Here is a 5785-nt window from a genome sequence, read left to right on the forward strand (position 1 = left end):
TGTCTTCGGGGACGGTGCCGGTGCGCTTGGCGTGCAGGGCCCGTCTGATCTGTGCCGCCTCGGCGAACGCCTGCCGGGACTCCTCGCTCGCCCCCGGGGCCGCGCCGTCGACGCCGTTGGCGCCGCGCTGGCCCGATGTGCGCTCCCTGGTCGGCGACCTGATGACCCGGGAGTGGATCGACGTGGCCGGCCGGGCGAGGCCCGAGCGCCGGCCGGGGACGGTCGCGCGCACGCTGCTCGTCGACGGACTGGTGGCCGGGGTGAGGGAGTTCCGTGCCCACCCGCTCTTCCGCAAGATCGTCGACGTGGACCCCGAGCTGCTGCTCCCCTACGTGCTGGACCGGCGCGGAGCCAGCCAGGAGGCCCTGCTCGAACTGCTGGCCGAGGACCTGCGCGAGGGCCACGCCGACGGATCGGTGCGCGCGGGGCACACCGAACGGCAGGCCCGGTCCCTGCTGCTGGTCGTCCAGTCCTTCGCGCTGTCGCTGCGCACGATGACCGACGAGGAGGACCCCGACCTGGACGGCGAGGCACTCCTCGCGGAACTGCGGACCATCCTGGAGAGGACCCTGACGCCATGAGCCACGGCAGCGGCCCCGCCGTTCCCGGCCGTACGGCCCCCGACACCTCCCTCACCGCCGGGCGCCGCGCACGCGAGCTGGGCCGGACGGTGGGCGGTGAGACCGTGGACGTCCTGGTGGTCGGTCTCGGCGTGACCGGCGCCGGGGTCGCGCTGGACGCCGCGGCGCGGGGTCTGAGCGTCGCCGCGATCGACGCCCACGACCTGGCCTTCGGCACCTCCCGGTGGAGCTCCAAGCTCGTCCACGGCGGGCTGCGCTACCTCGCGTCCGCGCAGTTCGACGTCGCCCACGAGAGCGCGGTGGAGCGCGGGGTGCTGATGGAACGCACCGCTCCCCATCTGGTCGGCGCACAGCCGTTCGTCCTGCCCCTCACCCCGCTGGTCTCGCGTGCCCAGGCCACCCTGGCCCGGGCCGGTTTCCGCGCGGGCGACGGACTGCGGCTGGCGGCACGCACCGCCCGCGCCACGCTGCCGGCGCCGCGCAGGCTGTCGGCGGTGGAGACCCGCCACCTCGCGCCCGCCGTGCGCGGCGCGGGTCTGCGCGGCGGCCTGCTGTCCTGGGACGGCCGGCTGACCGACGACGCCCGCCTGGTCACCGCGATCGCCCGTACGGCGGCGGGGCGCGGCGCGCGGATCCTGACCCGGGTACGGGCACTGGAACTCACCGGCTCCGGTGCCCGGGTGCGGGACGAACTGACCGGTGAGGAGGGCGAGATCAGAGCCCGCGCCGTGATCAACGCCTCCGGCGTGTGGGCGGGCGGCCTGGTGGACGGCATCCGGGTACGGCCCTCGCGCGGCACCCACCTGGTGCTGCGCGAGGGCCGGCTCGGTCCGCTGCCGGCCGGGCTGCACATCCCGGTGCCCGGGGAGGCCGACCGCTTCGTGCTGGTGCTGCCGCAGGGCGACGGCCGCGTCTACGTCGGACTCACCGACGAACCCGTCGGGGGCGACGTCCCGGACGTGCCGGAGGTCCCCGAGTCCGACATCGGCTTCCTGCTCGACGTGCTGGCCTCCGCCCTGGACGTCTCCGTCCACCGCGACGACGTGGCCGGCGCGTTCGCGGGTCTGCGTCCGCTGCTGGACACCACCGCGGCGACCGGGTCGGGCGCGGCGCCGCGGACCGCGGACGTCTCCCGCAGGCACGCGGTGCTGACCTCCGCGGACGGCGTGATCACCGTGGTCGGCGGCAAGCTGACCACCTACCGGCGGATGGCCGAGGACGCGATCGACGCCGCCGTCGCCGCGCACCGCCTGACCGCGGGCCCCTCCCCCACGGCCGCCCTGCCCCTCGTGGGCGCCGCCTCACCGCGGCTGCTGGCCACCCTTCAGGCACCGCGCCGCCTGATCCGCCGCTACGGCACCGAGGCCCCGGCCGTCCATGCCCTGGGCGCCCGGAACCCGCGCCTGCGCGAACCCGTCCTGGACGGCCACCCCGTCACCCGCGCCGAACTCGTCTGGGCCCTCCGCCACGAGGGCGCCCTCGACGAGTCCGACCTCCTGGACCGCCGCACCCGCATCGGCCTGATCCCCGCGGACCGCACAGCGGCCCTGCCGGCCGCGCGGGAGACGGTGGGCGAGACGCTGGGATCCCGGTAGACACGTCGTGGCACGGAGTTCCCGGTAGCCGCCGGACGCGGGCCCGGGCCCGCGTCCGGCGGGCGTGGACCGTCGAAGACCGGCCGGGCGGCCCGAGAGCCCGGAACAGCACGGGCCGGCCGCGCACCGGTCACTGCCCTCGGGTGTGACGAAGCGCCCGCCCGGGGCCGGGCCGTCGCGCCGGCTCAGGCCGCCAGGGCCGGGCCCAGGGTGAGGCGGGTGAGGAGTTCGGCGTGGTGGAGGCCGGCCACCGGGGACAGGAGGTCGGGGTGGCGGAGGAGGGCCGCCGCGCTGCGGTCGCTGTCGTCGGGGGCGAGCAGGCGGCGGAACTCGACCGGCGCGGCCGAGGGGTCGGCGAGCGCGTCCACCGCGCGGTCGGCCAGTTCGGCGTCGGTGAGCAGGCAGGCCGCCCAGCTCGCGACGACCTCGTCGACCCAGGTGCGCCAGGCCCAGGTGTCCGGGTCCTCGGTCCCGGCGCCGTCCGCGCCGGTGACCCAGTCCAGGCGGGCCGAGCCTCCGGGGCCGGCCATCGTGACCAGAGCGGCGTCCATGGGCGTCGGGTAGCGCAGCCAGGCCGCGACCGTGACCGCCTGGCGCGCCTGCACCTCGCAGAGAGCGGCGGCGAGCGCGCCGCCGGACGCCGGATAAGCGCTGGTCAGCCAGTGGGTGGTGGCGGCGATGAGCGGGGAGAGATCTTCGTGCACTGCCGGGCCGTTCGAGCTGTTCACGGATAAAGAGGACGCGTGAAACAGTAGCTCCCGACCCGCGGGGAAAAATATGACGCAGGCCGCCTTCGGGGCGTGGCTTCCGCCACATTCGCCGGGTGCACGGCGCCGAAGGCGGCCCGGGCCCTGCAGGGACCGACCGTACCGGTCAGGCCCCGGCGGGGAAGCGTTCCCAGACGCGGTGGGCGCCCAGGAGCCGGGTGATCTGCTCCAGCGTGGCGGTGCCGCTGTCGCCGAGGATCACCCCGGGAGCGTCGACGGGCACACCGGCCGCCTCGAGCGCGGCCTCGGCCCCCTTCCAGGCGCCGATCGCCTTGCCGTGCCGGAAGGCCTCCGACAGCAGCAGACTGACGCGCGGGTCGTGGGTCGCCTGATGGACGGAGGGCAGGCCGGACTTGGCGTCACGGGCCCCGTAGGCGTCGGCGCCCACCCCCGGAGTACCGGCGATCAGGACGGCGTCGAACTCGACGGACCGCGCGGTGGCGTAGGTGCGCTGGACGGTCAGCGCCCCGTCGCCGTTGCCGAGCTTGCCGCCGGACGGCGCGACGACGAGGGGGACCATGCCCCCGGCGAGCACGGCGTCGCGCACGGCCCGTACGCCGTCCAGGTCGCCGTCCGGCCCGGCGACGATGCCGATGACCCTGCCGTCCGTGGGCCAGGTGTGCCCGACCTGGGACAGCGCCGGGCTGGGCCGCACGTCGGCCAGGGGCACGGTCGCCTCGGGCGCCGGCAGACCGAGGCCCTTGGCGACCTCCTCGCACAGCTCGGGGTCGATGTTGGCCAGGACCTGCAGGCCCCGTTCCTTGACGGCCTGCTCGTAGCACTTGCCGAGCTCGAAGGTGTAGGCGCCGATGATGTGCTCGCGCTCCACCGGGCTCATGCTGAGCCAGAACCGGCGCGGCTGGCTGAAGTGGTCCGCGAACGTCTCGGGCGCCTCACGGACCTTCTTCGCCTCCGGGATGCGCACGGGCGTCTCGATGTACGCCCCCGTGTCCGCGCCCGCGGTGAAGGGGCAGCCGCCGTCCAGGGAGTTGGGGCGGTAGGGCGCGACGCCCCGGTGCACGGCCGTCTGGTGGAAGCCGTCGCGCAGCATGTCGTTGACCGGTGCGTGCGTGCGGTTGATCGGGATCTGCCCGAAGTTGGGGCCGCCCAGGCGGGTGATCTGGGTGTCCAGGTAGGAGAACAGGCGCCCGGCCAGCAGCGGGTCGTCGGTGATGTCGATGCCGGGGACGAGGTGGCCGACGTGGAAGGCGACCTGCTCGACCTCGGCGAAGAAGTTCGACGGGTTGCGGTTGAGGACGAGCCGCCCGATGGGCTGCACCGGGGCGAGTTCCTCGGGGACGATGTTGGTCGGGTCCAGCAGGTCGATGCCCTCGAAGGTCTGCTCGGGGGTGTCGGGAAAGGCCTGAATGCCCAGCTCCCACTCCGGGTAGGCCCCCGCCTCGATGGCGTCGTACAGGTCCCGGCGGTGGAAGTCCGGGTCGACGCCGTTGATGATCTGCGCCTCCTCCCACACCAGGGAGTGCACACCGAGCTTCGGCTTCCAGTGGAACTTCACGAGCGTGGTGTTGCCCTCGGCGTCGACCAGGCGGAAGGTGTGCACACCGAAGCCCTCCATCGTCCGGAAGGAGCGCGGGATGCCCCGGTCGGACATGTTCCACAGGGTGTGGTGGGTGGCCTCGGTGTGCAGGGTGACGAAGTCCCAGAAGGTGTCGTGGGCGCTCTGCGCCTGCGGGATCTCCCGGTCCGGGTGCGGCTTGCCGGCGTGGATGACGTCGGGGAACTTGATGGCGTCCTGGATGAAGAACACCGGGATGTTGTTGCCGACCAGGTCGAAGACGCCCTCGCTGGTGTAGAACTTGGTCGCGAATCCCCGGGTGTCCCGTACCGTGTCGGCCGATCCCCGGGAGCCCAGCACGGTGGAGAACCGTACGAAGACCGGGGTTTCGACGTCCTTGGCGAGGAACGCCGCCTTGGTCACGGAGGCCGCCGTGCCGTAGCCCGTGAAGACGCCGTGCGCCGCCGCGCCGCGGGCGTGGACCACGCGCTCGGGGATGCGCTCGTGGTCGAAGTGCATGATCTTCTCGCGCAGGTGGTGGTCCTGCAGCAGGACGGGGCCGCGGGGCCCGGCCTTGAGCGAGTGGTCGGTGTCGTAGAGGCGTGCGCCCTGGGCGGTGGTCAGGTAACTCCCGGCCTGGGCCGTCCTGGCCCGGTCCGCGCCCGTCGGCTGTCCGGTCGGGGAGTAGGTGTCCGGGCCGGACTGGTCCGGCTTGGGCGGCAGCGGCTCCCTGGGCTCCGTCGGCTCGGCGACGGACGGCGACTCGGGGCCGGGCTTGCCGGGGATGCCCTCCGCCGGTCCCGCGCCGTCGCCCTGCAGGACGTCGGTCACCTTCTGCGCTGCCTTCTTGATGGGGCTGGCCTCACTCATGAGTACCGCTTCCTCCGGTTGCTGGCCGTACCGCGGTGCGCCGCGGCCGCGTGCTGTTCCGACATGCCGGTCGTCGCCCGCCGGGTGTGGCCGCCGGGCCCGAACCGTCCGGGCCGGGCCGGGCCGCGGGCAGCGCACAGGGATGTGCGCTGGGGTCGGCGGGCGTGGGCTCGCACCGGGCGAGCCGAATGAACGAAGCACCCCGAAAGGGCATCGATGCCCTAAAAGGGTGTCGTTCTGGTCAATCTCTCACGGCGCGGGGAGCGGCGCATCGGACGGACAACAAGGGGGTGAAACCGCCGGGCCGTCACCAGTGCGCTCCCTTCGTCCGCCGTCCTCGCGCGACGGCCGTCCCCGGCCGCCTCACCCACGTACCCAGGGCGGGACGGTCAAGGCACACGGGCCGCGCTCCACTACAGTGACGCGCCGGTGAGAAGGGGAGGACGTGGTGGGAAT

4 protein-coding genes are annotated in these 5785 nt (G+C 74.2%); 2 read left to right on the forward strand and 2 right to left on the reverse strand.

Annotated elements, in window-relative coordinates:
- The first annotated feature begins 47 nt into the window (after nucleotides 1-47).
- Nucleotides 48-581 (forward strand): TetR/AcrR family transcriptional regulator, encoded by a 534-nt coding sequence (locus tag C1I97_RS29765; protein WP_441349169.1) that lies wholly within the window; start codon nucleotides 48-50, stop codon nucleotides 579-581.
- Nucleotides 578-2176, forward strand: coding sequence for a glycerol-3-phosphate dehydrogenase/oxidase (locus tag C1I97_RS29770; RefSeq protein ID WP_111006207.1), 1599 nt, complete (start codon nucleotides 578-580; stop codon nucleotides 2174-2176). The genes C1I97_RS29765 and C1I97_RS29770 overlap by 4 nt, the downstream gene beginning before the upstream one ends.
- Before the next feature lie 185 nt (nucleotides 2177-2361).
- Here C1I97_RS29770 and C1I97_RS29775 read toward each other — a convergent pair whose 3' ends face one another.
- Together C1I97_RS29775 and C1I97_RS29780 are read right to left on the reverse strand one after the other, a co-directional pair.
- Entirely contained in the window at nucleotides 2362-2880 is a 519-nt protein-coding gene (locus C1I97_RS29775) for a hypothetical protein (protein ID WP_181446970.1), read from the reverse strand.
- Nucleotides 2881-3049: 169 nt separating this feature from the next.
- Nucleotides 3050-5329, reverse strand: coding sequence for a catalase (locus C1I97_RS29780; RefSeq protein ID WP_111006209.1), 2280 nt, complete (start codon nucleotides 5327-5329; stop codon nucleotides 3050-3052).
- Nucleotides 5330-5785: the final 456 nt, after the last annotated feature.

Source organism: Streptomyces sp. NTH33, from assembly GCF_003236365.1.
Classification (GTDB): Bacteria; Actinomycetota; Actinomycetes; order Streptomycetales; family Streptomycetaceae; genus Streptomyces.